This is a genomic window from Burkholderia sp. SJZ089 (genome assembly GCF_007828315.1).
Lineage (GTDB): Bacteria > Pseudomonadota > Gammaproteobacteria > Burkholderiales > Burkholderiaceae > Burkholderia > Burkholderia gladioli.
This window is the reverse complement of the sequence record NZ_VIUM01000031.1, coordinates 16,457-40,453: the sequence shown is the minus strand read 5'-3', so window position 1 is coordinate 40,453 and position 23,997 is coordinate 16,457. Positions and strand designations below refer to the sequence as shown.

Annotated in this window: 22 protein-coding genes; 11 read left to right on the top strand and 11 right to left on the bottom strand. The window is 68.5% G+C overall.

What is annotated here, in order from left to right:
• Positions 1-40: 40 nt before the first annotated feature.
• Positions 41-925: a polyprenyl synthetase family protein gene (locus tag FB600_RS35015; RefSeq protein ID WP_013690891.1), complete on the bottom strand. Its 885-nt coding sequence runs from the start codon at positions 923-925 to the stop codon at positions 41-43.
• Entirely contained in the window at positions 922-1,215 is a 294-nt protein-coding gene (locus FB600_RS35010; protein WP_025100639.1) for an exodeoxyribonuclease VII small subunit, read from the bottom strand. Before FB600_RS35010 ends, FB600_RS35015 begins: the two co-directional genes overlap by 4 nt.
• A gap of 267 nt (positions 1,216-1,482) precedes the next feature.
• Here FB600_RS35010 and FB600_RS35005 point away from each other — a divergent pair, with 267 nt between their 5' ends.
• Positions 1,483-2,589: an aromatic ring-hydroxylating oxygenase subunit alpha gene (locus tag FB600_RS35005; protein WP_098152873.1), complete on the top strand. Its 1,107-nt coding sequence runs from the start codon at positions 1,483-1,485 to the stop codon at positions 2,587-2,589.
• Positions 2,590-2,692: 103 nt separating this feature from the next.
• Positions 2,693-3,562 carry a sulfurtransferase gene (locus FB600_RS35000; RefSeq protein WP_145758132.1) on the top strand — a complete coding sequence of 290 codons (870 nt, stop codon included), beginning with the start codon at positions 2,693-2,695 and terminating at the stop codon, positions 3,560-3,562.
• A gap of 15 nt (positions 3,563-3,577) precedes the next feature.
• Here the strand turns inward: FB600_RS35000 and FB600_RS34995 are convergent, their stop codons facing one another.
• From FB600_RS34995 to polA, 3 genes are all read right to left on the bottom strand, one after another.
• Positions 3,578-4,453, bottom strand: a complete 876-nt coding sequence (locus FB600_RS34995; RefSeq protein WP_013690895.1) for a dienelactone hydrolase family protein — start codon at positions 4,451-4,453, stop codon at positions 3,578-3,580.
• A 294-nt stretch (positions 4,454-4,747) separates the two neighbouring features.
• Positions 4,748-6,085, bottom strand: a complete 1,338-nt coding sequence (locus FB600_RS34990) for an NAD(P)/FAD-dependent oxidoreductase (protein WP_098152877.1) — start codon at positions 6,083-6,085, stop codon at positions 4,748-4,750.
• Between the two features lie 238 nt (positions 6,086-6,323).
• Positions 6,324-9,083 carry a DNA polymerase I gene (gene polA, locus FB600_RS34985; RefSeq protein WP_145758131.1) on the bottom strand — a complete coding sequence of 920 codons (2,760 nt, stop codon included), beginning with the start codon at positions 9,081-9,083 and terminating at the stop codon, positions 6,324-6,326.
• 1 nt (position 9,084) lies between these two features.
• Here polA and FB600_RS34980 point away from each other — a divergent pair, with 1 nt between their 5' ends.
• On the top strand, positions 9,085-9,852 hold the full coding sequence (locus tag FB600_RS34980) for a TIGR00730 family Rossman fold protein (protein ID WP_043217843.1): 768 nt from the start codon (positions 9,085-9,087) through the stop codon (positions 9,850-9,852).
• Positions 9,853-9,991: 139 nt separating this feature from the next.
• Here FB600_RS34980 and FB600_RS34975 read toward each other — a convergent pair whose 3' ends face one another.
• Positions 9,992-12,142: an FUSC family protein gene (locus tag FB600_RS34975; protein WP_098152881.1), complete on the bottom strand. Its 2,151-nt coding sequence runs from the start codon at positions 12,140-12,142 to the stop codon at positions 9,992-9,994.
• Between the two features lie 568 nt (positions 12,143-12,710).
• On the opposite strand from FB600_RS34975, the gene FB600_RS34970 reads away from it, so the two are divergent.
• Positions 12,711-12,950, top strand: coding sequence for a hypothetical protein (locus FB600_RS34970; protein ID WP_013690900.1), 240 nt, complete (start codon positions 12,711-12,713; stop codon positions 12,948-12,950).
• A gap of 232 nt (positions 12,951-13,182) precedes the next feature.
• On the opposite strand, the gene FB600_RS34965 is transcribed toward FB600_RS34970, so the two are convergent.
• On the bottom strand, positions 13,183-14,709 hold the full coding sequence (locus FB600_RS34965) for an AMP nucleosidase (RefSeq protein WP_096751510.1): 1,527 nt from the start codon (positions 14,707-14,709) through the stop codon (positions 13,183-13,185).
• Between the two features lie 156 nt (positions 14,710-14,865).
• Here FB600_RS34965 and FB600_RS34960 point away from each other — a divergent pair, with 156 nt between their 5' ends.
• The 5 genes from FB600_RS34960 to FB600_RS34940 all read left to right on the top strand — a co-directional run bounded on the left by FB600_RS34960 (position 14,866) and on the right by FB600_RS34940 (position 18,313).
• The gene (locus FB600_RS34960; protein ID WP_013690902.1) at positions 14,866-15,264 is read left to right on the top strand and encodes a hypothetical protein; all 399 of its coding nucleotides are present in this window, start codon (positions 14,866-14,868) and stop codon (positions 15,262-15,264) included.
• Between the two features lie 104 nt (positions 15,265-15,368).
• Positions 15,369-16,367, top strand: a complete 999-nt coding sequence (locus FB600_RS34955; RefSeq protein ID WP_096751511.1) for a homoserine kinase — start codon at positions 15,369-15,371, stop codon at positions 16,365-16,367.
• Complete coding sequence (locus tag FB600_RS34950; protein WP_017920532.1) at positions 16,358-17,164, top strand: BPSS1780 family membrane protein; 807 nt, start codon at positions 16,358-16,360, stop codon at positions 17,162-17,164. Before FB600_RS34955 ends, FB600_RS34950 begins: the two co-directional genes overlap by 10 nt.
• 107 nt (positions 17,165-17,271) lie before the next feature.
• Complete coding sequence (locus tag FB600_RS34945) at positions 17,272-17,733, top strand: MarR family winged helix-turn-helix transcriptional regulator (protein ID WP_098183324.1); 462 nt, start codon at positions 17,272-17,274, stop codon at positions 17,731-17,733.
• Between the two features lie 160 nt (positions 17,734-17,893).
• A complete protein-coding gene (locus FB600_RS34940; protein ID WP_096751512.1) occupies positions 17,894-18,313 on the top strand; it encodes an organic hydroperoxide resistance protein in 420 nt (139 codons plus the stop codon).
• A gap of 167 nt (positions 18,314-18,480) precedes the next feature.
• Here the strand turns inward: FB600_RS34940 and FB600_RS34935 are convergent, their stop codons facing one another.
• Both FB600_RS34935 and FB600_RS34930 read right to left on the bottom strand, forming a co-directional pair.
• Complete coding sequence (locus tag FB600_RS34935) at positions 18,481-18,657, bottom strand: DUF3563 family protein (protein WP_080562447.1); 177 nt, start codon at positions 18,655-18,657, stop codon at positions 18,481-18,483.
• Between the two features lie 97 nt (positions 18,658-18,754).
• Entirely contained in the window at positions 18,755-19,840 is a 1,086-nt protein-coding gene (locus FB600_RS34930; protein ID WP_145758130.1) for a PHB depolymerase family esterase, read from the bottom strand.
• Between the two features lie 202 nt (positions 19,841-20,042).
• Here FB600_RS34930 and FB600_RS34925 point away from each other — a divergent pair, with 202 nt between their 5' ends.
• Positions 20,043-20,741 carry a phosphatase PAP2 family protein gene (locus FB600_RS34925; protein WP_036055724.1) on the top strand — a complete coding sequence of 233 codons (699 nt, stop codon included), beginning with the start codon at positions 20,043-20,045 and terminating at the stop codon, positions 20,739-20,741.
• 100 nt (positions 20,742-20,841) lie between these two features.
• On the opposite strand, the gene FB600_RS34920 is transcribed toward FB600_RS34925, so the two are convergent.
• A complete protein-coding gene (locus FB600_RS34920) occupies positions 20,842-22,506 on the bottom strand; it encodes a CHAD domain-containing protein (RefSeq protein ID WP_145758129.1) in 1,665 nt (554 codons plus the stop codon).
• Positions 22,507-22,626: 120 nt separating this feature from the next.
• Positions 22,627-23,010, bottom strand: coding sequence for a tautomerase family protein (locus tag FB600_RS34915; protein ID WP_013690911.1), 384 nt, complete (start codon positions 23,008-23,010; stop codon positions 22,627-22,629).
• Positions 23,011-23,127: 117 nt separating this feature from the next.
• Between FB600_RS34915 and FB600_RS34910 the strand changes: the two genes are divergently transcribed.
• Positions 23,128-23,985, top strand: a complete 858-nt coding sequence (locus FB600_RS34910; RefSeq protein WP_025100622.1) for a LysR family transcriptional regulator — start codon at positions 23,128-23,130, stop codon at positions 23,983-23,985.
• The last annotated feature ends 12 nt before the right edge of the window (positions 23,986-23,997 follow it).

The following is a 23,997-nucleotide window of genomic DNA, read 5'->3' as shown; positions in this document are numbered from 1 at the left end:
CGCTTCCTGGCGACCGGAAGCGCGGCGGCGGGCTTTCGCGTCAGCTGACCCGGTTCACCACCAGGTCGGCGAGTTCGGCAAGGCGCTGGGCGCGCGCGCCGAACGGTTGCAGCGCCGCGTGCGCGTCGGCGCGCAGTTGCGCGGCCAGCTCGCGCGAGGCATCGAGGCCGATGATCGACACGTAGGTCGGCTTGTTGGCCGCCGCGTCCTTGCCCGCCGTCTTGCCGAGCGTCGCGGAATCGGTCGTCACGTCGAGAATGTCGTCGACTACCTGGAAGGCCAGGCCGATCGCGTCGGCATAGACGTCGAGCGCGCGCATGGTGTCGTCCGACGGCGTCTCGCCGGCGAGCGCGCCCATGCGCACCGCGGCGCGCAGCAGCGCGCCGGTCTTCTTGCGATGCATCGTCTCGAGCTGCTCGCGCGTGAGCATCAGGCCCACGCTGGCCAGGTCGATCGCCTGGCCGCCGGCCATCCCTACCGAACCGCTCGCCAGCGCCAGTTCGCGCACCAGCGCGGCCTGCTGGACAGCCGTCAGCGCGGCCGCGTCCGTCAGCGCGACGAAGGCCTGCGATTGCAGCGCGTCGCCGACCAGCAGCGCGGTCGGCTCGTCATACTGGATGTGGACGGTCGGCTTGCCGCGACGCAGCGCGTCGTCGTCCATGCACGGCATGTCGTCATGCACCAGCGAGTAGACGTGGATCATCTCCAGCGCTGCCGAGGCGGCATTGCGCGCGGCCTCGGTCGCCCCCGTCAACTCGCCCGCGGCGTGGCACAGCAGCGGGCGCACCCGCTTGCCGCCGCCCATCACCGCGTAGCGCATCGCCTCGTGCAGTTTGCCCGGCACCACCGTCTCGGCCGGCAAGTAGTGGCCCAGCGCATCTTCGACGCGCGCCAGCACTGCGCGCATCCATTGTTCGAATGTCATAGATCGTCGTCTTCGCCGTCCGTGGCGCCCGCTCCGTTGGCGTGCGGCTTCAGCGTGGCCCCGTCGAGCACACGCACCTGCTGCTCCACCTTGTCGAGTTGTTGTTGGCAAAACGCAACAAGAACCGCCCCGCGCCGATAGGCGGCGAGCGAATCCTCGAGGCTCAGTGTCCCGCCCTCCATCCGTGCGACAAGCGTTTCGAGCTCCTCGAGCGCGGTTTCGTAGGAGGCCGGCACCGATTCGGGGCCGGCACCCGACGCCGCAGCGCCCGGAGTTGCGTTTTTCGCCATGGGACGAGGTATCAAATTAAAAACAAGTCGGACATTCTACGGCAAAAGCGGAATCCAGCACGGCTCGACGTGAGCGATCCGCCCCCGCCGGCTTCGCCGCAGCTCTGCCGGCAGGACGAGATGCTGCGGGCCGCGATACGAAATTTGACACAAATCAGGCACTTAACTTACCCCCGGGAAACAGTTCCGGGTATAATCGCCGGTTCCCCTAAATCGATTTTTCGATGGTTGGGTTGTTCACTGCTTTCACGCTTTCCGGGAGTGGGAATGTCCAATCTGAGCGACGCGCTGCAGTTGAAGTCGGCATCCAGCCAGCTTCCAGTCACGGCTTACTTCGATGAGGCGCTGCTCCAGCGCGAAGTCGAAACCCTATTCAAGAAAGGACCTCGCTACGTCGGGCACGAATTGATGGTGCCCGAGGCGGGAGACTATTTTGCCTTGCCTTCCGAGAAGGAAGGCCGCGTGCTCGTGCGCAACCAGGAGTCGCGCATCGAGCTGCTGTCCAACGTCTGCCGCCATCGGCAGGCGATCATGCTGAACGGCCGCGGCCACACGAACAACATCGTGTGCCCGCTGCACCGCTGGACCTACGATCTCGACGGGCAACTGCTCGGGGCGCCGTATTTCCCCGACAAGCCCTGCCTGAACCTCGGCAAGTCGCCGCTGCAGAACTGGCAGGGGCTTCTGTTCGAGGCCGAAGGCCGCAACGTCGCGCAGGATCTCGCGAACCTCGGCACGCGCCATCACTTCGACTTCTCGGACTACCAGTTCGATCACGTCGAGGTGCACGAGTGCGACTACAACTGGAAGACCTTCATCGAGGTCTACCTTGAGGATTACCACGTCGTCCCGTTCCACCCGGGCCTCGGCAGCTTCGTGTCCTGCGACGATCTCAAATGGGAGTTCGGCGACTGGTACAGCGTGCAGACGGTCGGCGTGCACAATGCGCTCGCCAAGCCGGGCAGCCCGACGTACCAGAAATGGCACGAACAGGTGCTGCGCTTCCGCGATGGCGTGCCGCCCGAGTTCGGCGCGATCTGGATGGTCTACTACCCGGGCCTGATGATCGAGTGGTATCCGCACGTGCTGGTGGTGTCCTGGCTGATCCCGCGCGGGCCGCAGAAGACCACCAACATCGTCGAGTTCTACTACCCCGAGGAGATCGCACTGTTCGAGCGCGAGTTCGTCGAGGCCGAGCGGGCCGCCTACATGGAAACGGCCGTCGAGGACGACGAGATCGCGATGCGCATGGATGCCGGCCGCCGCGCGCTGATGGAGCGCGGCGAATCGCAGGTCGGGCCGTACCAGAGCCCGATGGAAGACGGCATGCAGCACTTCCACGAATTCCTGCGACGCAAGCTGGGAAGCTTCTGAGGCAGCCGGCAGCGCCGGCATGCCAAACGAAAAAGACGGGCCGTGGCCCGTCTTTTTTTGTTTAGACTGGATGAATCCGGCCGTTTTCCTCGCAGGAGCCATCATGCCCCACACTCACTACACCACCCTCATCTCCGCCGGCAATCTCGCCGAGCGCCTCGCCGCCGCGCCCGACAGCGTCTTCGTGTTAGATTGCCGCTTCGACCTGGCCGATCCCGATTCCGGCTCGCAAGCCTATGCGGCAGGCCACCTGCCCGGCGCCCGCTACCTGCATCTCGATCGCGACCTGTCGGGCCCGAAGACCGGCAGCAACGGCCGTCACCCGCTGCCCTCGCGCAACACGCTGGTGGCGACGCTGGCCGCCAAGGGCCTGCGCGCGAACCAGCAGGTGGTTGCCTACGATGCGCAGGGCGGCATGTACGCGGCCCGGCTCTGGTGGCTGCTGCGCTGGCTCGGCCATGATTCCGTCGCCGTGCTCGACGGCGGGCTGCAGGCCTGGCAGGCCGCCGGCCAGCCGCTCACGCAGGCGGCCCCGGCCGACCAGGCCGGCGACTTCCGCGCCCAGCCGCCGCTCGCCACCGTGATCGACGCGGCGGCCGTGGTCGCGAACCTCGCCTCGAAGTCGCTGCTGGTGGTCGACGCGCGCTCGCCCGATCGCTATCGCGGCGAGAACGAAACGCTCGATCCCGTCGGCGGCCACATCCCGGGCGCGGCCAATCGCTTCTTCAAGGACAACCTCAATGCGGAAGGCCGCTTCAAGAGCGGCCATGAACTGCGCGAGGACTGGACCCGCGTGATCGGCGACCAGCCGGCCAACAACGTGATCCTGCAATGCGGCTCGGGCGTCACGGCCTGCCACAACGCGCTGGCGATGGAGATCGCCGGGCTCCACAACCCGCTGCTGTACGCGGGCTCCTGGAGCGAATGGAGCGCGGACCCGTCGCGGCCGGTCGCGACCGGCCCGAACCCCTGATCCGCGCGCGCGGCGTCACAGAACGCCGTGCTGATGGAACCACGCGAGCGCGCGCTTCCAGCCATCCTCGGCATCGGCCTTCACGTAGCTGGGCCGGTAGTCGGCGAAGAAGGCGTGCGCCGCGTCCGGATAAGCGAGGATCTCCGAGTCACGCGCGGCCTTCAGGTTGCTCGCCAGCAGCTTGCCGCGCATCTCGGAGAGCGTCGACTGCGGGATGCTGTCGTCCTTCGCGCCATATAGGCCCAGCACCGGCGCCTTCAGGTCGGCCACATGGTCGATCGGATTGAAGGGCGTCATCTCGTTGCGATCGCCCACCACCTTGCCGTACCAGGCCACCGCCGCGCGCACGTGCGGGTTGTGCTCGGCGAACAGCCAGGCCTGGCGCCCACCCCAGCAGAAACCGGTCACGCCCAGGCGCGTCAGGTCCCCGCCGTTCTTGCCGGCCCAGGCCACCGTCGCGTCGAGATCCTCGGTGACTTGCCGGTCCGGCACCTTGCTGACGATCGCCTCGTAGAGCCCCTGGATGGTCGGGTATTTCGAGGGATCGCCTTCGCGCGAATACAGGTCGGGGGCAATCGCGAGGTAGCCGAGCTTGGCGAAGCGACGGCACACGTCGGCGATATGCGCATGCACGCCGAACACCTCGTGGATCACCAGGATCACCGGCAGGTTGCTCTTGCCGTCCGGCTGCGCGCGATAGGCGGGCACGCTGGCATCGCCAGAGCGGATCTCGACGGTATCGCAGTCGAGGCCGTTGCTGTCGGTGGTGATGGTCTGCGCCGAGACCGGCAGCACGGCGGCGGCGAACGAGCCGCCCAGTGCCGCCTGCATGAAGCGGCGGCGATTGAACGGAACGTGCGGAACGAGGCTGTCCACTTCGGGTTTCAACATGGAGGGCTCCTTGAAATTCAGCGCGAGCGCATCGCCGAGGCACTCGGCAATGCCGGAAAGTCGAACGAGGAAAGCCGGTGGAGCGAGCCGCGCGGCGCAAGGCCGGCGCACCGCCCACGGGTTCCGGCGATCCGGACCCCGCACACGATGCCGAATCTTACATACCGCCGTCAACTGTTTCGCGCACCCGGGGCACGATCGGGCAGCGTCCTGTCAGCCCGGCGCCAGCCTGCTGCCAGCATCGCACCGGGCTTCCCCCTGCCCGCCGGGTCTCGCGCACTGCCCCGCTCCGCCTCAATGCAGCTTGACCCGCGGCAGGGTCGAGCGCCGCAGCCAGTGCGCGAAAGTGTCGAGCACCATGCGCGGATAACCGTGCAGCGCGGCGATATGCAGGCGATACAGCGACATGTACATGAAGCGCGCGAACAGCCCTTCGATCAGCATGTTGCCGCCGATCAGACCACCCATCAGGTTGCCGACCGCGCTGAAGTGGCCGAGCGAGACCAGCGAGCCGAAGTCGCGATAGCCGAAGGCCGGCAGCGGCCGGCCCTCGAGCCGGCAGGCCAGCGCGCGCAGCAGGAAACTGGCCTGCTGATGCGCGGCCTGCGCGCGCGGCGGCACGTTGCGATCGGTACCGGCCCAGGCACAGGCTGCGCAATCGCCGAGCGCGAACACGTCGTCGTCGAGCGTGGTCTGCAGCGTGGGACGCACCGCGAGCTGGCCGAGCCGGTTCACCTCCAGCCCGTCCAGTTGCGCGAGCACGGCCGGCGCCTTGATGCCGGCGGCCCAGACCGTCAGGTCCGCGCGCACCGCGGCGCCGCTCGCGGTGTGCACCATGCCCGGCGCGACCTCGGTCACGCGCTCGCCCATCATCAGCCGCACGCCGAGCTTCTCCAGCAATTCGGCGGTGGCCGTCGAGACGCGCTCGGGCAGCGCCGGCAGGATGCGCTCGCCCGACTCGATCAACACGATGCCGACGTCGTGCTTCGGATCGAGCTTGTGCAGGCCATAAGCCGACAGCACCTGCGCGGTATTGCGCAACTCGGCCGATAGTTCGACGCCGGTCGCGCCTGCGCCGACAATCGCGATCTGGATCGGCGGCTCGCCGGGCGTCGCGGCCTGCGCGGCCGCCTCGGGCGTGCGATGTTCGGCGCGGATGCAGGCTGCGATCAACCGCTTGCGGAAACGCTCCGCCTCGCCGACCGTATCGAGCGCGATCGCGTTTTGCTGCGCGCCCTCGACGCCGAAGAAATGCGTGGTGCTGCCGATCGCGATCACCAGCGTGTCGTACTCGAGCACGCGCTGCGGCATCAGCTCCAGGCCGTCGCTGTCGAGCACGGACGACACCACGATGCGCTTCGCGCCGCGATCGACCGAGCTCAGTTCGCCCTGCTGGAACTCGAAACCATGCCAGCGCGCCTGCGCGGCGTATTCGAGCTCCTGGGTAAACGGGTCCATGCTGCCGGCGGCCACTTCATGCAGCAGCGGTTTCCAGATGTGGGTCGGGTAACGATCGACCAGCGTGACGAGTGCCCGGGCTTCGCGCTTGCCGCGCGCGCCGTAGCGGTCGCCGAGCCGGGTCGCGAGTTCGAGCCCGCCGGCGCCGCCGCCTACGATGATGAAACGATGCATTCGAATCCCCTCAGTGCGTGATCCTGGCCTTCAGGAGTGCCGAGGGTCGCGCGCCCGTGAACGAGATGCGCAACCGCGTCGAACGCGCCGCGGCCGGTCGAACCGCGGCGGCATGCCCATTTGTCGATCGCGCCGGCATGTCGGCGCGTGCTTCCTCAGGCCGGCGCGAGGCGCGGGGCGCCGTCGCCGGCCGGGACGAGGCGACCGCGCGGCCGCCCCGCCCCGATTCCGGTGGCGCTCAGTGCGCCTCCTCCCAGTTGTCGCCGGCGCCGACCTCGGCGACCAGCGGCACCTTCAGCTTGGCGACCCCGCTCATCATCTCGGGCAGCTTCTCGCGAACCAGGGCGAGTTCGTCCTCGGGCACCTCCAGCACCAGTTCATCGTGCACCTGCATGATCATGCGCGAACGCAGCTTGTCGCGTTCGAGCCAGCCGTCCACGGCGATCATCGACAGCTTGATCAGGTCGGCCGCGGTGCCCTGCATCGGCGCATTGATCGCCGCGCGCTCGGCCGCCTGGCGGCGCGGGCCGTTGCCGCCGTTGATCTCGGGCAGCCACAGGCGACGCCCGAACACGGTCTCGACATAGCCCTTGTCCTTGGCCACCGCGCGCGTGGTTTCCATGTAGTTGGCCACGCCCGGGTAACGGGCGAAGTAGCGGTCGATATAGAGCTTGGCCGCATCGCGCGTGATGCCGAGGTTCGAGGCCAGCCCGAAGGCGCTCATGCCGTAGATCAGGCCGAAGTTGATCACCTTGGCGATGCGCCGCTGGTCGTTGCTGACCTCCAGCGGGGTCACGCCGAACACCTCGGCCGCGGTCGCGCGGTGGATGTCCTCGCCCTGCGCGAAGGCACGCAGCAGCGATTCGTCCTCCGAGATATGCGCCATGATGCGCAGCTCGATCTGCGAATAGTCGGCCGACACGATCCGGCAGCCCGGCGAGGCGATGAAGGCCTCGCGGATGCGCCGGCCCTCGGCGGTGCGCACGGGGATGTTCTGCAGGTTCGGATCGTTCGAGGCCAGGCGCCCGGTGACGGCCACCGCCTGCGCGTAGTTGGTGTGGACCCGGCCGGTCCGCGCATTGATCATGCGCGGCAGCTTGTCGGTATAGGTGGACTTCAGCTTCGACAGGCCGCGGTGCTCCAGCAGCAGCTTGGGCAGCGGGTAGTCCTCGGCGAGCTTCTGCAGCACCTCCTCGTCGGTCGAGGGCGCGCCGCTCGGCGTCTTCTTGACCACCGGCAGTTGCAGCTTCTCGAAGAAGATCTGGCCGATCTGCTTGGGCGAGCCGAGGTTGAATTCGCCGCCGGCCAGCTCGTAGGCTTCGCGCTCGAGCTCGATCAGGCGCACCGCGATCTCGTGGCTCTGCTTGTCGAGACGCGCGCTGTCGATCAGCACGCCGGTGCGCTCCATCTTGCGCAGCACCAGCGACACCGGCATCTCGATCTCGGCATAGACGCGCTTGAGGCCCGGCTCGCGCGCGACCTGCGGGTACATCGCCAAATGCAGCTGCAGCGTGATGTCGGCATCCTCGGCGGCATAGGCCGCGGCGGTCTCCAGCGGCACTTCGTCGAAGCCGATCTGCTGCGCGCCCTTGCCCGCCACTTCCTCGTACTTGATGGTCTTCACGCCCAGGTGGCGCAGCGCGAGGCTGTCCATGTCGTGCGTGCGATGCGATTCGAGCACGTAGGATTCGAGCAGCGTGTCGTGCTCGATGCCGTTCAGCGCGATCTCGTAGTTGGCGAGCACCTGCGCGTCGTACTTGAGATGCTGGCCGACCTTCCTGCGCTCGGCACTCTCCAGCCAGGGCTTCAGCTTCGCCAGCACCTCGTCGCGCGGCAGTTGCTCGGGCGCGTCGGGGCCGCGATGCGCGACCGGGATGTAGGCCGCGCTGCCGGGCTCGGTCGACAGCGAAATGCCGACGATCTGCGCGACCATCGGATCGAGCGAGGTGGTTTCGGTATCGAAGGAGGTCAGTTCGGCCGCCTCGATCTTCGCCAGCCAGGCGTCGAACTGCGGCCAGGTCTGCACGGTCTCGTAGTTGCGCTCGATGGCGGCGGCCGCCGGCACCGGCTCGGCGGCCGCTTCGCCCGACGGCACATCGCCGGGCGCGTCGGCAGACGCGGCCTCCAGCTCGCGACGCCAGGTCTTGAAGCCGTAGTTCTCGAAGATCGGCAGCAGCGCCTCGCGCGATTCGCCGAGCGTGGCCAGCGAGGCCTCGATCGATTCCACTTGCGGCTTCAGCTCGCAGGCCGTCTCGACCGTCACCAGCTTGCGCGCGAGCGGCAGGAAGTCGAGCGCGCGGCGCAGGTTGTCGCCGACCACGCCCTTGATCTCGGCCGCGTGCTCGACGACGCCGTCGAGCGTCTCGTATTGCGTAAGCCACTTGACGGCCGTCTTCGGGCCGCACTTTTCGACGCCGGGCACGTTGTCGACGGTGTCGCCGATCAGCGAGAGATAGTCGACGATGCGCTCGGGCGGCACGCCGAACTTGGCGATCACGCCGTCGCGGTCGAGCAGTTCATTGCTCATGGTGTTGACCAGCGTGACCCGATCCGTCACCAGCTGGGCGAGATCCTTGTCGCCGGTCGAGATCACCACCTTCATGCCGCGCACCTCGGCGGCATGCGCGAGCGTGCCGATCACGTCGTCGGCCTCGACGCCCTCGATCATCAGCAGCGGCCAGCCGAGCGCGCGCACCGCCTGGTGGATCGGCTCGATCTGCAAGGCGAGATCGGTGGGCATCGAGGGGCGGTTCGCCTTGTAGTCGGCGAACAGATCGTCGCGAAAGGTTTTGCCCTTTGCATCGAACACGCACGCGCTATACTCTGCTGTGACTTCCTTGCGCATGCGGCGCAGCATGTTGATGATCCCGTAGAGCGCGCCAGTCGGTTCCCCGCCCGGCCCGCGCAAGTCAGGCATCGCATGGTAAGCCCGATAGAGATAGCTCGAACCATCAACCAACAGCAGGGTCTTACCTTCCAGGTTCCGTTCTTCAGGCATTATGAATAAGAGAAAAGTGATTCCGAGCTTGCGTTCGCTCGCAGATCAAGAACGCGCGACAGCAAAGAAAGCCCGCGCTTCGTGGCAGATGTTCACGATTATGGCAGAGTTTATCGAGGCCACCGAGTACCTGTCCGAGATCCGCCCGGCCGTCAGCATCTACGGTTCGGCGCGCCTGAAAGCCGATTCCCCGCACTACCAGCTCACCGTGGAAATCGCCCGCAAGCTGTCCGACGCGGGCTTCGCGGTGATCTCCGGCGGCGGCCCCGGCATCATGGAAGCGGCCAACAAGGGCGCGCATGCCGGCAAGGCGCCGTCGGTGGGCCTGAACATCGAGCTGCCGCACGAGCAATCAGGCAACAACTACCAGGACATCTCGCTGCGCTTCCGCCATTTCTTCACGCGCAAGGTCACCTTCGTGAAGAATTCCGACGCGGTGGTGGTGATGCCGGGCGGCTTCGGCACGCTCGACGAACTGTCCGAAGTGCTGACCCTGATCCAGACCAAGAAATCGCGCCTGGTGCCGATCATCCTGGTCGGCAGCAGCTTCTGGCAGGGCCTGCTGCAGTGGTTCCGCGACCAGTTGATCCCGATGGGCCTGATCAATCCGGACGACATGAACCTGATGCAGGTGATCGACGATCCGGACCAGGTGCTCGAGGCGGTGCTCGCGTTCTACGAGGACACCGGCGAGGAAGGCGGCACGCCCGAGGAGCCGCAGCGCGCGCAGGACGACAGCCACGACGACGACCGGATGTTCTATCTGTAAGCAGCCGGACCGGTATTGAAAACGAAAAGGGCGACGTCGAATCGACGTCGCCCTTTTCCTTGGACGCTCATGCTTCGCAGTGCTTGCCTTCCTCGCGCGACCGGGCACCTCGTCCCGAGCCCCACCCGCCCTTCACGCTTCAGCCAGCACGTCGCGCCGCCATCACGCTGCGCCGCGCGAGCGGCCCGTCGTCGTGCTGCAGGTCGCCGATCAAGCGCTGCAGCAAGGCGATCTGCCCCACCGCATCCATCTCCAGTTGCGCGAGCTTCTCGCGCGGCGGCAAGGCGCGACGCGGCGGCACGCGTCCCGAGGACAGCATCGCGTCGATATCCTCGCTCGCCGTGGCCACCCATTCCACCAGGTCGATCTCCATGCGCGGCCCATGCACGCTCGCCCGCAGATGCGCGGCGGTACCGGCCATCCGACGCAGTAGCCCCAGCACGGTGGAGGCGGCCGTATCGAAGCGCGAATCGTCGAGCCGTTCGAGGCGGATCCGGTTGAAGGCTTCCTCGGCGTTGTTGCTGGCCAGCCCCGCCTCGCGACGCAGGCGCTCGGCCTCGCGATTGGCGCGCCCCGGCGCCTCGATCGCATCGACCAGGTAGCGCAGGTTGGCCGCGATCGCCGCGGCGAGCTGGCCGCGGATATCGATCTGCTCGCGGGTCGGCCACAGCAGGAAGGTCGCGGCCAGCGCGATCGCGCAGCCGAGCACGTTGTTGCCGAGCCGTGTCAGCGCATAACCGAGCTCGTTGGCGGCCGGGGTGGCGAAGTCGGCCACCAGCACGAAGGTCGGCGTGAGGAACAGCACGAACAGGCTGTAGCTGACCGGCCGCAGCGCCATGGTCGCGCAGACCAGCGGAAACACCACCAGCGAGATGCCGATCGGCGAATGCACCGCCAGCCCGATCGCGGCGGCCAGCAGGCCGCCGATGATGCTGCCGGCCGCCCGCTCGACGCTGCGCGGCCAGGTGCCGGCGATCGAGGGCTGCAGGATCAGCAGGGTCGCCATGGTGGTCCAGTAGCCGAAGGGCACGCCGAGCAGGCGCACCACCAGGAAGCCGAGCGTGGTCGCCACGCCCACCCGCGCGGCGTGGCGCAGGCCGATCGACTGCCACGACAGGTTGGCGCGCAAGCTCGCCCAGGACCTCGCCAGCACGCCGCGCAGGCTGCGCGTCCAGGTCAGTTGGCGGCGCGGCGTGGGTGCCACGTCGGCGGGATCGGGCTCCAGTTGCAGGGCCATCGTCATCGATTCGCCGAGCGCGGCGTCGAGCCCGCGCGCGAAGCGGCGCAGGCGCCGCTGCAGCATATCGGGCCGCTCCCAGGGCGCCGCGTCGATCGCGTCGCCGGTGCGATGCAGCAGCTCGGCGATGCCGGCCAGCACGCGCGCGGCGCGCGCCGGATCGCGCAAGGTCTGCCGGCCGCGCTGGCAGACGCCCGCCACCGCGATCAGGTGCGCGAACCAGCGCTCGCCCTCGGCCAGCGCGATCAGCAGGTTCGCATAGGATTCGCGGCGGTCGGTCCTGGCCACCGGCATGCGCGCCAGCGTGCGGCGCGCGGCCTCCAGCGCGGCGCGCGCGTCCGAGCGGTACTTGCTGGCATGCAGCTCCCAGGCGCGCTGGCCCGGGGCCGGGTCGGCCAGCAGACGGGAGGCGTCCAGCGCGATGTCGGCCAGCCGCACATAGATGCCGCGCACCGCGCCGCGGCTCTGCGCGAACGGGTGGATGCGCCAGACCGTCAGGCTCAGCACGATCGCGAACACGCAACCGCCGAAATAGACGCCGAGGAAGGCCAGGCCCGCGCGCCAGTCGTGCATCGGCCGGTCGGCCATCACCACGCAGGCGGTGGCGGCCAGGATCGAGACCTGCGCGGTGGCCGCGCCCCAGATCCGCCCGAGCGCGCCCAGCGAGGTGAACACCAGCACCGCCGCCAGCGCGGCCAGGGTGCCGACGCCGGAGGCGAAGGCGGTCACGCCGCCGCAGATGGTCGAGAGCACCGCGAAGCTCGCCATCGAGGCGAAGCGCGTGCGGTTGGAGCCGGCCGCATCGGCCAGGCAGGTCCAGAACGCGCCGATCGCCGCCCAGGCGAAATCAGGCTCGTGCAGGAGGTTGCCGATCACCAGCATCGCCGTCGAGGCGCAGGCGGCGCGCAGCCCTTCGGACAGACTCGCGTCGTTGACGGCGAAGGATACCATCCACAACGGCCGGCGACGCGACCAGGCGCCCGCGAGCACGTTGAGACTTCTCAGGCGCGCGACGACCAGATGCCGGACGCGATGGTGTAGATGGCGAAGCATTGCGAATTCGATCTTGAAGCAAGTGAAAAACCGGGGCCGCTAGCGAATCCGGCCACGACTGACTACTGCACAACGGCTGCCGACCCGGAATCGATGATAAGGGAAAACCCTTGGTTTCAGAAATCATCGGGCCGGATGGACGCGCGAACCGGAAAATCGCCGCCCGCGCGGACAGCCGGGGCGTCGCGCGGCAGGCGCCGGCAACGCTGCGCCATCGTATCGGAGCCGCACGGCGATTTCATGGATCCTCCCCTGCAACACTCGCCGCGATTCGTAACCAGCCGTTTCAGCAGACCCGAAGCCAATCCATATCGAGGCACCCGGCCGCGGCGCCCGCCCGCGCCGACTCGCGGCAAAGTTCGGGCCGGATCGCCGGCCTGCGTCGGCCGGGCCGGCGGCACCCCGCCCGGCGAATCCAAGGTTACAAATCCACACGCTAATTAATCTGCCCGATCGCCAGACTGAAGCCATGCCGTGACCGCCGCGGCACCGGGCAAGCGCGCCAGCCGGCCGCCCCCGCCATCGAGACGCGGCGGACATCCCCGATCCACCTTTCGAGGAGAAGACCATGAAACGCACCCTGATCGCCACGCTGCTGGCCGCCTTCGGTATCGCCCTGTCGGGCGGCGCCGCCAACGCACAAGTCGTCAACGTCCAGGTCGGCGGCCCGCCGGTGGTGGTGGGCTGGCATGGTGACCGTTACTGGGACGGCCATCGCTACTGGCAGCGCCGGGAGTGGATGGAGCATCATCGCCATGACCGCCCGCACTGCCCGCCGGGACACTGGGGGCACAACGAGTGCCGATGAACACGCGGCGCTGATCGACCGACAGGCCAATCAGCGGGCGAAAAACAGGCCGCGCCGACGAGAAGTCGGCGCGGCCTGTTTCGTCATCCGGGCGGCACGCGAAGCGCACGAAGCGTGATCAGGCCGCGCGAACTGTACTGGATCCCGCCACGCGATTCGCCGCCGATCGACAAAAAAGCACATAAGCCGATCGATCGCGAAGGAATCGATGCGCGAGCGCTGCCTTCCTTGATTACTGGAACGCCACCTCGGCGAAACTGCGCAGCTTGCGGCTGTGCAGTTTCGCCAGCCCGTTGGTGCGCAGGATCTCCATGGCGCGCACGCCGATCTGCAGATGCTGGTCGACCTGCGCGCGGTAGAACTGGTCGGCCATGCCCGGCAGCTTCAGCTCGCCATGCAGCGGCTTGTCGGACACGCACAGCAAGGTGCCGTACGGCACCCGGAACCGAAAGCCGTTCGCCGCGATGGTCGCGCTCTCCATGTCGAGCGCGATGGCGCGGCTCTGCGAGAGCCGCTGCACCGGCTCGCGATGGTCGCGCAGCTCCCAGTTGCGGTTGTCGACGCTGGCCACCGTGCCGGTGCGCATCACGCGCTTGAGCTCGCTGCCGTCGAGTCGGGTGACTTGCGCCACCGCGCGCTCGAGCGCCACCTGCACCTCGGCGAGCGCCGGGATCGGCACCCACAGCGGCAGGTCGTCGTCCAGCACGTGATCCTCGCGCACGTAGCCGTGCGCCAGCACGTAGTCGCCGAGCCGCTGCGTGTTGCGCAGCCCCGCGCAGTGGCCGAGCATCACCCAGGCATGCGGGCGCAGCACGGCGATATGGTCGGTGATGGTCTTCGCGTTCGAGGGGCCCACGCCGATATTGACCATCGTGATGCCGCTGCCGTCGGCGCGCTTCAAGTGGTAGGCCGGCATCTGCGGCAGCCGCGGCGGCGGCGAGCCCTCCATCGGCTGGTTGCCGAGGTTGGCGTTGTAGGTCACCACGTCGCCGGGCTCGACGAAGGAGGTGTACTGGCTGCGGTACTCGCGCACCTCGGGATCGTCGCTGGCCGACATCATGGTGCGGCCCAGCTTCACGAATTCGTCGATATAGAACTGGTAGTTCGTGTACAGCACGTAGTTCTGGAAGTGCGTCGGCAGCGTGGCCGTGTAGTGGCGCAGCCGGTGCAGCGAGAAATCGACGCGCGCGCCGGTGAACAGCGCGAGCGGATGCGGCTCGTCCGGCGCCGGCTCGTAGGTGCCGTTGACGATGCGGTCGTCGAGATTGGCCAGGTTGGGCACGTCGAACACGTCGCGCATCGCCAGCAGGCGGTCGCGGTCGAGATCGCCCTCCAGGTGGATGCCTTCCGAGAACGCGAAATGGATCGGAATCGGCTGGTCGGACACGCCGACCTCGATCTTCGCGCTGTGGTTCTTCACCAGCAGGCGCAACTGCTCGCGATAGTAGCTGGCGAACAGGTCCGGGCGCGTGACGCTGGTCTCGAACACACCGGGGCCGGCCACGAAACCGTAGGAGCGGCGCGAGTCGATATTGGTATTGACCTCGGTGCGCACCCGCACGAACGGGTAGCAGGCGCGCACATGGCCGCCGAGCGGCTCGCTGCGGCGGTAGCGGGCGAACGCCTCGCGCAGGAAGGCGGTATTGGTCTCGTAGATCGAGGACAGCCGCTCGAAGGCGGCGGCCGGGTCGTCGAAGGCCTCGACAGAGGGGCTCTCGGGCGAGAGCGGAAGATGCTGGCGATGCGTATCCTTGTTCATTGTCGATTGCCTCTTCGGTTGCGTTCGACATTATCTCGCAAGCGCGCGCGCGCCGGTGCCCATCGCGCGCCGACGCGGCGCCGCCACAGCGGCGCGACGGCAAGCTCGGCGCCCGGCCGGTTTTGCTAGAATCGTACGGTTAATCCGGAGAACCTCATGAAGCCGCTCATTTTCGCCGCCGCGCTCGCGACGGCCGTCGCCCTCACAGGGCCCGCATTTGCCGACGGCCAGCAGCCGAGCGACGAAGCACGAGCCCGGGCCGCGCAGGACGAAGCCGCCGGCCTGCCCGATCTCACCAAGATCAACCGCCCCGGCGCCGAAGTCAGCTCGAAAGTCGAATTCGACGACATCACGCGCACGCCGAGCTTCCACGAGAAGAGCGTGAGCGGCACCGAGGTCACCGAGTACCGCGATCGCGGCAAGCCGGTCGAGATCGACGTGCGCTCCAACTTCGGCACGCGCTACCAGATGAGCTCGACGCCCGACATCTCGCCGCGTCCGCACCAGGGCAACGTGCCGGTCACGCGCGTGCCCTCGATCAACCTGCACTATTGATCCATCCCGCCGGCATCGCCGGCCTGGCGGGGCGGCCCCGCCCGCCCCCTCCGCAGCCGCCGGCCCGCTCGCCGGCCTGCCAACCCGTTTCGACGCATCCCCGCATGGCAGTTTTCACCGCAGTCTCCGATTCCGATCTCGCGCACTGGATGCGCCACTACGATCTCGGCGAAGTCGTCGCGTTTCGCGGCATCCCGTCCGGCATCGAGAACAGCAATTTCTTCCTGACCACCACGCGCGGCGACTACGTCCTGACCATCTTCGAGAAGCTGACGACCACGCAATTGCCGTTCTACCTGGAGCTGATGCGCCATCTCGCCGGGCACGGCGTGCCGGTGCCGGACCCGGTGGTGCGCGCCGACGGCACGCTGTTCGGCGAGCTGCACGGCAAGCCGGCCTCGATCGTCACCAAGCTGGAAGGCTCGGCCCAGCTCGCGCCCGAGGTCGAACACTGCGTCGAGGTCGGCCAGATGCTGGCGCGCATGCACCTGGCGGGCCGCGACTACGCGAACCGCCAGCCGAACCTGCGCAGCCTGCCCTGGTGGCAGGACAACGTGCCTGCCATCGTTCCCTTCGTCGACAGCGCGCAACGGGCGCTGCTCGAGGGCGAACTCGCGCACCAGGCCGCCTTCTTCGCCTCGGACGACTACGCCGCGCTGCCCGAGGGCCCCTGCCACTGCGACCTGTTCCGCGACAACGTGCTGTTCGCGCACGCGGCGCCCGATACCGGCCACACGGTGCGCCTGGGCGGCTTCTTCGATTTCTACTTCGCGGGCTGCGACAAGTGGCTGTTCGACGTCGCCGTCACCGTCAACGACTGGTGCACCGAGCTGGCCACCGGCGTGCTCGACACGCGGCGCGCCGACGCGCTGCTGCGCGCCTACCAGACCGTGCGCCCGTTCACCGACGACGAACGCCGCCGCTGGCCCGACATGCTGCGCGCCGGCGCGTACCGGTTCTGGGTGTCGCGCCTGTATGATTTCCACCTGCCCCGCGCCGCCGAGATGCTCAAGCCGCACGATCCCGGCCATTTCGAGCGGATCCTGCGCGAACGCATCGCCCATGCGCGGGCGCTCCCCGAGCGACACGACCCATGCAACTGATCGAAGTCCCCGCCAAGACCGGTTACGTCTGGTTCCGCCAGGGCATCTGGCTGTTCCGCCGCAATCCGCTGGCCTTCATCACGCTGTTCTTCACCTACCTGCTGGCGATGATGATCGTCTCGCTGGTGCCGGTGATCGGCCCGGCGCTGCCCTTGCTGTTCATCCCCGGCATCTCGGTCGGCTTCATGGCGGCCTGCCGCGACGCGGTGGCCGGCAAGCCGGTGCTGCCGACGATCCTGATCGACGGCTTCCGCGCCTACGGCAGCCTGACCACGCAGCGCCTGTTCACGCTGGGCGGCATCTACATCGTCTCGATCGCGCTGGTGTTCGCCTGCTCGGCCTTCGGCGACGGCGGCATGCTGCTGCGCCTGATGTTCGGCCTGGGCGACGACAAGCCCGATCCGAACCTGATCCTGTCGATGGGCACCCTGGTCGCCCTGCTGATCTGCGCCACGCTCTACGTGCCGGTCGCGATGATGTTCTGGTTCGCGCCGGTGCTCACCGCCTGGCACGAGATCCCGCCCGTCAAGGCGCTGTTCTTCAGCGTGGTGAGCTGCTGGCGCAACCGCTGGGCCTTCACGCTGTACGGCCTGCTGTGGTTCGCGGTCGCCACCGGCGCCTCGTTCAGCCTGGCCGCCCTGCTGCAGGCGCTCGGCGTCGGCGTCTACGCCATGACGATCATGATGCCGGTCTCGGTGGTGATCACCGCGGCGCTCTACTGCTCGTTCTACGCCACCTATCGCGGCTGCTTCGGCGTGCAGGAGCCGGGCAGCACGGCCGCCCCGCCCCAGCACTGAATCCAGCGGGCGGCGGCCGTCATGCGCCGCCGCTCGCCAGCCGGGCAGGATCGGCGCACAATCCTTAGTGTGCGAATTTCTTGTGCCCGATCGACGGGCCGCCGATCATGACCGACCTCCCCGCGCTTCCCACGCTTCCCGCCACGCTCGACGAGCAGCTCTGCTTCGCGCTCTACTCCACCTCGCTGGCCATGACCAAGGCCTACAAGCCCTTGCTGGAGCGGCTCTCGCTGACCTATCCCCAGTACCTGACGATGCTGGTGCTGTGGGAAACCGACGACATCGCCGTCAAGGACATCGCCGCGCGTCTCAACCTCGATTCGGCCACGGTCACGCCGCTGCTCAAGCGGCTCGAGTCGCTCGGCTATATAGAGCGGGTGCGCGGCACCGCCGACGAGCGAGTGGTGCATGCCCGCCTCACCGCCGAGGGCACCGCGCTGCGCAAGGCTGCCCGCTCGGTACCGATCGATCTCTATTGCGCCATGCAGCAAACGCCCGAATTCCTCGGGCAATTGCGCGAAAACCTTCGCCAACTGCGCGAGGCGCTGAAGGAACACAACGAGGAGTAAAGGGAGTCGCCGGCACGCTATCGCCGGTCGTCGCCGGCTTCATCGAGAATTAATTTGCACACTAATCTTTTGTTCGATATATTTTGATCCATGGCTGGCGGACGCGATGCGGCAAGTCCGGGCCGGTTTCCCTTCTCACCGAGATGAACAGGAGTCGAGCATGAACATTCTGTACAAGACGAGCGCCACCAGCACGGGCGGCCGCGACGGCCGCGCGGTTTCGGACGACAACAAGCTGGACGTGAAGCTGGCCGCGCCGCGCGAGCTGGGCGGCACGGGCGCGGAAGGCACCAATCCGGAGCAACTGTTCGCCGCCGGCTATTCGGCCTGTTTCCTGAGCGCGATGAAGTTCGTGGCGGGCCAGACCAAGCAGACGCTGCCGGCCGATACGACGGTGACGGGGCAAGTGGGCATCGGCCCGAACGACAAGGGGGGGTTCGCGCTGGACGTCGAGTTGCGCGTCTCGCTGCCGGGCTTGGCGCCCGAAGCCGCCAAGGCACTGGTCGACAAGGCACACGAGGTGTGCCCGTATTCGAACGCGACGCGCAACAACGTGCCGGTGCGGATCGTGATCGCCTGAGGCAGGCGCCCGTTCAGACCCACGCCCGGCCAAGCCGGGCGCGGCACGGCGGATATGAAAAAAGCGTGGCAACCACGGTGGTTGTCACGCTTTTTTGTCTGCGCGAGACTCGCGCAACGGCGGGAAGATCAGGAACGCATCGCCCGGTTCGCAGCCGGAGCCGGCGATCAACGTGCGGCCATCCAGGCCGGCGCGCGATGTGCGGCTTCCTGGTCGAGCTTGCGGATGCGGAATTCGAGATCGTAGAGATCGGTGGCATCGGCCAGGTACGCATCGGCGCGTTCCTTGGCGATCTGTTCGGAAGACTTCGTCAGGAACAGGAACAGGCGGCTCAGCATGTACATCATGATAGGGCTCTCCAAATCCAGGGTTATTGCTTAAGTGTTAACCCGGATTATAGGGAAAACCCTTATCCTCGCCAAGCGTTTCAAAAATACCTAGTCACCTTGTCGCACCCTGGCGACAATGCTCCGCGAAAAAGCCCCAGATCATCGTGCTCGCATCGGGACCGACCGCCGCGTGGAACGGCACCGTTTCGTCGCCGCCGGCCCAGGCGTGGCCGAGCTTGCCGACATGGCAGACGCGCAGCACCGGCGTGCCGCCGCGGCGGTAATCGACCAGGCTCGCATCGCCCATGTCCGTCTCGGTCCGCGTGACGCCGCGCCGTGCCCCGTCCGCCTCGACCAAGTCGTTGAGCCGCAGGAATTCCAGCGCGAGGTGCTCGGCGTTGACGGGCGACACCACCGGATCCTCGTCGCCATGGACGATCAGCACCGGCATGCCGGGATAGCTGCCGGGTTCGGCGTATTCATCGGCGATCGCGACCGGATCGCGATGCAGGCCGCGCCGCATCACGTCCATCGCCGCGATGCTCGAGCGCGCATCGCCGAAGGCCGGCCCCGAATGCAGGGCGATCGCCGCGAAATGCGCCGGGAAATGCAGCGCCAGCAGCGTCGCCAGCCCGGCCCCCGCCGACAGGCCGGCGACGAAGACCCGAGATGCGTCTAAATGTCGCTGCTCGACCAGGCTGTCGACCAGATCGACCACCGCACGCGCCTCGCCGCGGCCGCCTCGCTCGGTATCGTCGTACCAGTGCCAGCAACCGTGCGAATGCGCCTGCGTCGACTGCTCCGGGTACAGCACCGCGAACCCGTGCCGATCGGCCAGCAGGTTCATGCGGGTGCCTTGCGCGAACTGGTCGGCATCCTGGGTGCAGCCGTGCAGCATCACCACCAGCGGCGCGCCTTCCGGGAGATCGCGCGGCACATACAGCGCGTAGCCGAGGTGCCGGACCAAGCGGCCGATCACGAAGGGCAGCGGATGCTCGCCGCGGCTCCATTCTCCGCCGGCCCAGGCGGCCGCGCGTGGCCGAACGCGCGATTCGCGCGGCGGCACCGGCGCGCGCGCATCGGCGCCGCGGGGCGTGGAACGGGGGGCGCTCGCGACGCCGGCGGGCGATCGCGGCGCGGGCGTGCGCAGCATTTTTTTCATACCGCCCAGCCAGAGTTTCGTCAGACTTTTGGTCATCGATCGGCTCGCAGTCGAATCGGGGCGCCAACAGCGACGCCACCACGTTGAATTTGTGCATTGCACAATAACATTGTTTCAGCCGCTTGACCGGGGGCCGGATCGTGTAGCGCCGGGATGGACCCCGTTATACTGGGCAGTCGCCGTCCGCCTCACGGCCCGCGTTCCGCCTCTTTCCACTTCATCTCGCCGCCGTTTCTCGATGTACGACCTACCGCTTCAACTATGGAACTGGATCACCTACTTCGGTAGTGCCGGCATCACGCTCCCCCTCGCCGCCACGCTCGCGATCTGGCTCGCGCTCGGCTACTCGGCGCGTCTCGCGCTGACCTGGCTGGCCGTGCTCGGCGTCGCGGTGGCCGCGGTCGGGCTGACCAAGATCGCCTTCCTCGGCTGGGGCATCGGCATCCGCGCCTGGGATTTCACCGGCTTCAGCGGCCATTCGATGCTGTCGAGCTCGGTCTACCCGGTCGCGATGATGATCGCGATGACGCGCGCCCATCCTGCCTTGCGCGCGGCCGGCGTGGCGGCCGGCCTGGCGCTGGGGGTGGCGGTCTCGTTCTCGCGCGTGGTGCTCTCGGCGCATTCGCCTTCCGAATCGATCACCGGCTGCGTGGTCGGCGCGCTGGCCGCGCTGTCCTTCGTGCTGATCGCCTGGCGCGCCGAGCCGCATCGCTGGTCGGTGCCGGCCGTGGTGGCCAGCCTCGCGATCGTCACCATCACCCTGCACGGCATCCCGGTGCCCTCGCAGCGCTGGGTCACCGAGGTCGCGCTGAAGGTGTCGGGCCACGAGCGCCCCTATGTGCGCGCCCGCTGGAAGGCCAACCCGAACTATCGGCCGGCCTCGCGCCCCGGCGCGGCCTCTTCCTCCTCCCGGCCGCCCGCCTTCCGCAGCATCTGAGCCATCCTCGCGATCCCACTGCAATCGGCTCCGTGACAGCGGCTCGCGCACGGCGGCCTCGCCTCGCTCAGCACCCAGTGCCGACGTTCGCCTCCGCGCGCTAGCCGCGCAGCTTGGGGCGCCGCAGCTTGCGCAGTTGCGCCTCGGCCACGATCGTCGCGTAATGCTGCGCGGCCGCGCCGTAGCCGCGCGCGAAGCCGAGTTGCTCGGGCGGCGCGGCGAGGCGCTCCAGGTGACGCAACGCAACCTCGACATCGTTGGCGTCGCCCAGCGTGCCCTGCACCTCCGAGACCCGCTTGATCAGCTTGCGGCGCGTGTCCTGCGAAGCGATCGAGGCGAAGAATTCGAGCGCGTAGCGCAGCCGTTTCGCGTCGATCCGCACGCGGTGGCGCTCGGCGGCATCGAGCGTGGCCAGGTCCGGCGCGCCGTAGACGCGTGCGAACAGCTTGTCGACGCGCCGGGCGGCATGGCGCCTTAGCGAGCGGCGCTGGCGCCGCGTGGCGGCCTGCTCGCCGCGCAGCGACAGCAGGCACAACCATTCGACCCAGCCCAGCACCAGCCGCGCGTAACGCGAGGAACCCAAGGCCTGCCGCAGCTCGCCGCGCGCCACGTCGCGCTGGCGCGCCGCCGCCTCCAGCGTGGCGGCCCAGGCCGGCGCGCCGGCGACATCGGTATCGGCCTCGGCCAGGCGCGGCAGCGTTTCGCTGACGCAGACATCCCAGTCGCGCACCACGCCGAGCTGTGCGCCGAACCAGGAGAGATCGGCCGCGAAGGCCTCGCGATAGGCCTCGTCGGCGTAATCGCGGAACAGCCGCATCAGCGTGCGCAGCCGGCGCAGCGCGATGCGCATCTGGTGGACATATTCGGGATCGCTGCTGTCGCGCACGCCGGCGTCGTTGCCGAGCCATTGCGCGACCACGTTCGCGCCGAACGCGAACAGGGCCTCGCGCTGCCGGCGCATGCCCGCCAGGTCGACGGGATCGGCGCGCACCGGGCCGCGCTCGGCATCGGGCGGCACGCCCGCGCAGGCGAGGTCGAGCAGCGAAGCCGGCTTCAGGAAGGCGGGCCAGGCGCCGCTCAGTTCGCGCGCCGCATCGAACAGCGATCGCAAGGCCAGTTCCCGGCCGGCATCGTCGTCGACATATTCCACCGCCAGCCGCAGCTCGCAGGCGCGGCCGGCGCCCTGCTCGCCGCGCCAGCCCAGGTCGTCGAGCGTGAGGTCGACCGGCACGCGATCCTCGCGCTGCCAGCGGCCGCGCCGGCGCTCGCAATCGAAGCCGAATGCATCGGCGGCCGGCGTTTGCGTCGGCCGCTCGCTTGCTTCGGATTCCGCATGATCCGCGCCGGCCCCCATCGCATGGGCAGGCACGCTCCCCTCGCGCAAGACGCGCCGCAGCTCGGCGGCCAGCGAGCCGTCGCTCGCGGCCGCCTCGGTATCCTGCGTCTCGTCGGGCAGCGTCTCGCGTATCGCGACGCCCGGCGCGAACGGCGTCGAGTGCACCGCCACCCACCGCTCGCCGGCCTGCCCCGTCTCGCGCCAGGCACGCCAGCGCGACGCGTGCGGCAGCGCCTCGGCCAGCGCCAGCGGGGTGATCGCGATGCTTTCGTGCCCGCGCTTCATCCGCACCGGCGGGCAGATCCGCCAGGCACGAACCAGTTCCGCGCCGAAGTCGCGCACCGCGCGCGCGGTGCCGCGGCGGCGCCCGGCGGTCACCCCGCCTGACGGCAAGGGCAGGGCAAGCACGATTTCCAGCACACGCGTCATGAGGCCTCCGCTCGCCAGCCTGCCCGTCGCGCCCATGCGCGCCGTCGACGGCTGTCGATGACGAGCATGGTACACGGCACGGCCTGACCGGGAACGCGGCGCCCGACGCGCCGCCGGCGCTCAGTTCGCGTACTGCGCGAGGCCCATCCCGAACGACCAGTCGTCGAGCTTGACCTCGACCAGGCTGATCAGCACGTCCTCGGGACGCACGCCCGGCGAGGCGCCCAGTTCCTCGACGATCAGCCGATACAGCTCGCGTTTCTGCTCGCGCGTGCGCGTATCGCTGACGGTGATCTGCAGCATCACCAGGTCGTCGCTGCGCTCGATGCCGAGGTAGTGGCGCCCGAAGATGAAGTCCTCGGCGGCGTGTTGCGTGACGAGCATGAAGATGTCGTCCTCGGGCACGTTGAAGGCGCGCTGCAGGGCGCGATGGACGCCGGCGGACAAGGCGCGGCGATCCTCGACGGAACGGCCTTCGCGAACGGCGATACGGGTGAAGGGCATGACGGGCTCCTGGCGGTTGAAGGGGAAACGGGTGTTTCCCATCGATGTCTCCCAGCATAGACAGGCCCATCTATAATCAACAGACATCACCAGATATATCATCCATTTTCATTTGAAATGAAACCACTCGATCTCGATGCCGTCCGCGCCTTCGTGCTGGTCGCCGAGCTGGCCAGTTTCACGCGCGCCGCCGACGCGCTCGACACCACGCAATCGGCCGTCAGCCTCAAGATCAAGCGCCTCGAGGCGCATCTGGGCCGCGCCCTGCTGGAGCGAACGCCGCGCGTGGTGCGGCTCGCCGTCGACGGCGAGGCCTTCCTGCCGGCCGCGCGCGAGCTGCTCGACGCGCATCAGCGCGCGCTCGGCACGGTGGCCGCCGAGCCGCGTCGGCTGTCGATCGGCGTCAGCGAGCACGTGGCGGTGCCGGACCTGCCCGCGCTGCTGACCAGCCTGCACCGGCACGATCCCTCGCTGTCGCTGGAGATGCACCTGGGCTCCTCGGCCCGGCTGCTGGCCGACTACGACGAACGCCGCTTCGACGCGGCCGTGGTGCGCCACGAGCCCGGCGAGGACCCGCCGCGCGAGGATGCCGTGCCGCTGTTCAGCGAGGCCTTGAGCTGGCTGGCCGCGCCCGACTGGGCGCCGCGCGCCGGCGAACCGCTGCCGCTGTCGGTGCTGGCCGGCCCCTGCGGCGTGCGCGCCGCCGCGCTGCGCGCGCTCGAGCGGGCCGGCATCGCCTGGCGCGAGCGCTTCACGGGCGGCGGCGTGGCGGCCGTGGCCGCCGCCGCCGCCGCGGGCCTGGCGGTCTGCCCGCTGGCGCGCCGGGTGGCGCCGCGCGGGCTGGTGGAGGTCGGCGCGCGCTTCGGCCTGCCGGCGCTGCCCATCTCGCAGGTGGTGCTCTACTCGCGCGTGCGCGAGCCGCGCTCGGCCGACACGCTGCGGCGTTTCACCGCCAGCCTGGCCGCTTCGGCATAAACTCTCTCCTTT

Coding starts and splice junctions, on each gene's coding strand:
- FB600_RS35015 (WP_013690891.1), bottom strand. CDS start 925: ATGACATTCGAACAATGGATGCGCGCAGTGCTGGCGCGCGTCGAAGAT.
- FB600_RS35010 (WP_025100639.1), bottom strand. CDS start 1,215: ATGGCGAAAAACGCAACTCCGGGCGCTGCGGCGTCGGGTGCCGGCCCC.
- FB600_RS35005 (WP_098152873.1), top strand. CDS start 1,483: ATGTCCAATCTGAGCGACGCGCTGCAGTTGAAGTCGGCATCCAGCCAG.
- FB600_RS35000 (WP_145758132.1), top strand. CDS start 2,693: ATGCCCCACACTCACTACACCACCCTCATCTCCGCCGGCAATCTCGCC.
- FB600_RS34995 (WP_013690895.1), bottom strand. CDS start 4,453: ATGTTGAAACCCGAAGTGGACAGCCTCGTTCCGCACGTTCCGTTCAAT.
- FB600_RS34990 (WP_098152877.1), bottom strand. CDS start 6,085: ATGCATCGTTTCATCATCGTAGGCGGCGGCGCCGGCGGGCTCGAACTC.
- polA (WP_145758131.1), bottom strand. CDS start 9,083: ATGCCTGAAGAACGGAACCTGGAAGGTAAGACCCTGCTGTTGGTTGAT.
- FB600_RS34980 (WP_043217843.1), top strand. CDS start 9,085: ATGAATAAGAGAAAAGTGATTCCGAGCTTGCGTTCGCTCGCAGATCAA.
- FB600_RS34975 (WP_098152881.1), bottom strand. CDS start 12,142: ATGCTTCGCCATCTACACCATCGCGTCCGGCATCTGGTCGTCGCGCGC.
- FB600_RS34970 (WP_013690900.1), top strand. CDS start 12,711: ATGAAACGCACCCTGATCGCCACGCTGCTGGCCGCCTTCGGTATCGCC.
- FB600_RS34965 (WP_096751510.1), bottom strand. CDS start 14,709: ATGAACAAGGATACGCATCGCCAGCATCTTCCGCTCTCGCCCGAGAGC.
- FB600_RS34960 (WP_013690902.1), top strand. CDS start 14,866: ATGAAGCCGCTCATTTTCGCCGCCGCGCTCGCGACGGCCGTCGCCCTC.
- FB600_RS34955 (WP_096751511.1), top strand. CDS start 15,369: ATGGCAGTTTTCACCGCAGTCTCCGATTCCGATCTCGCGCACTGGATG.
- FB600_RS34950 (WP_017920532.1), top strand. CDS start 16,358: ATGCAACTGATCGAAGTCCCCGCCAAGACCGGTTACGTCTGGTTCCGC.
- FB600_RS34945 (WP_098183324.1), top strand. CDS start 17,272: ATGACCGACCTCCCCGCGCTTCCCACGCTTCCCGCCACGCTCGACGAG.
- FB600_RS34940 (WP_096751512.1), top strand. CDS start 17,894: ATGAACATTCTGTACAAGACGAGCGCCACCAGCACGGGCGGCCGCGAC.
- FB600_RS34935 (WP_080562447.1), bottom strand. CDS start 18,657: ATGTACATGCTGAGCCGCCTGTTCCTGTTCCTGACGAAGTCTTCCGAA.
- FB600_RS34930 (WP_145758130.1), bottom strand. CDS start 19,840: ATGACCAAAAGTCTGACGAAACTCTGGCTGGGCGGTATGAAAAAAATG.
- FB600_RS34925 (WP_036055724.1), top strand. CDS start 20,043: ATGTACGACCTACCGCTTCAACTATGGAACTGGATCACCTACTTCGGT.
- FB600_RS34920 (WP_145758129.1), bottom strand. CDS start 22,506: ATGACGCGTGTGCTGGAAATCGTGCTTGCCCTGCCCTTGCCGTCAGGC.
- FB600_RS34915 (WP_013690911.1), bottom strand. CDS start 23,010: ATGCCCTTCACCCGTATCGCCGTTCGCGAAGGCCGTTCCGTCGAGGAT.
- FB600_RS34910 (WP_025100622.1), top strand. CDS start 23,128: ATGAAACCACTCGATCTCGATGCCGTCCGCGCCTTCGTGCTGGTCGCC.